This window comes from Rhodococcus sp. UFZ-B548 (assembly GCF_903819475.1).
GTDB lineage: Bacteria > Actinomycetota > Actinomycetes > Mycobacteriales > Mycobacteriaceae > Rhodococcus_F > Rhodococcus_F erythropolis.
Genome location: NZ_CAIJDS010000150.1, coordinates 1 through 1,380, shown reverse-complemented (window position 1 = coordinate 1,380; position 1,380 = coordinate 1). Strand labels below are relative to the sequence as shown.

Below are 1,380 nucleotides of genomic sequence, written 5' to 3'. Positions count from 1 at the left end.
AACGAGGAGATTACGCAGTGCCCGTCCTCACACACCACACATTTGGACTTGACCTCGAAGAGATGTTGATTGGCCGGGAGCCCACTTCTTCCTTTGCCTCGGTAAATAGTGTTTTGGTGATCGAGAAATCCCGGCCGCAAACGGACCTTCAAGCGAGACCCGGAGAGTCTATAGAGCATGAACTGCCACACAAGGCCGCCGAGCGTGACACACGCGCTGACAACTGAAACTATGAGGGCGATTTGGGCAGTTTCCACAAATGCGAGGGTAAGCGAATCGCAATCGAGACTGTTATTCGGTGTCGAGTGTCTCGGTCGAGTGGCACTGATGAAGGCATTCATCCTGTGAACGTCCGTCAGCAGGGTAGCTGTCGTGGTGGTCGCTTACGATCCGCAGATGAGTTTATGGGCGCAACTGGTCAGCGGGCCAGCGATGGGCGGAGTGCTAGCGCTAGGCGGAGTCTTCTTGACCCAACGCAACTCGCGTTCCGAGAAACAACGAGACCGCGAGTTGCAGGTCGAAGACAAGCTGCGAGAGGAAGTCAGCGAACTCTTGGCATTGCGTGCGACGACTACACGCCTGCAGACAGACCTCGCGGTTGCTTGGGTGCAGGGTCGTGATGCGGACGCCGCAGCGGATCGCGAGGGGTCGAGCGAGGCTGACAAAGCGCTGAGTGAGGCAGCTAGCGATGTTGTCGAGAATCAGATCCAGATGTACGAAGAACACACCGAAGAACTGCGGCGAAGAGTTCAAATGGTTTCACTCCTAACCGTCGACCGATTTTTGAACTCCACGCTTGAGCAGCTTCGAGAACTGACTTTTGGGGAGGTTATGCTGCCGACCAATTACGTCGACAAGGGTGTGATACCCGAGACATCTGTTCTCGAAGTGCGGCGACTGGTCAGAGAAACGGAGAACGCATTCGACGCAATCGAAGACGCGACGCGTTCTCTAGTCGCAAGCCATGGATTGACCCGGCCGCAGGGGCTACGCGGCAGGGCTACGGCGAAGTGACCGAAGCTCAAGCGCGTCCCGGCCAGCACAGACTAGATGATCAGGGGGAGTCTCCCGGAGACCACAGAACCCCCTACCTGCTGGCCAGTGGCCGAGTTGGTTAGGGGGTTCCCTGGTCGCGGCGGGTTGCTGCACGCGAAGGGCCGGACGCAGGCTGGATCAGTGGGGGAGAATGGCTTGCCCTAACCTGCCTTCGATTCCGGTTCCTGATGCGAATTGGAGTACCAGGCCGGTGACGTTGACGCCCGCTGTGGAATTGGTTCCGGCACTGTCGTTCTGGGGTCTCGCTTGGCCTCGGAGGGATTCGGAGCCCGTGGGGGCCTCGGAATACCCCGCGAGGAGGTCGAGAACCCCCACGACCGGGGA

3 protein-coding genes are annotated in these 1,380 nt (G+C 58.8%); 2 read left to right on the top strand and 1 reads right to left on the bottom strand.

Going from position 1 to position 1,380, the window contains the following annotated elements; translation table 11 throughout:
• Window positions 1-227: hypothetical protein (locus H7C86_RS37105; RefSeq protein WP_220463521.1), on the top strand; the 227-nt coding region annotated here is incomplete at its 5' end.
• 145 nt (window positions 228-372) lie between these two features.
• Window positions 373-1,014: a hypothetical protein gene (locus H7C86_RS36895; protein WP_182263515.1), complete on the top strand. Its 642-nt coding sequence runs from the start codon at window positions 373-375 to the stop codon at window positions 1,012-1,014.
• Between the two features lie 159 nt (window positions 1,015-1,173).
• Here the strand turns inward: H7C86_RS36895 and H7C86_RS37100 are convergent.
• On the bottom strand, window positions 1,174-1,380 hold a 207-nt coding region (locus H7C86_RS37100), incomplete at its 5' end, for a hypothetical protein (protein ID WP_220463520.1).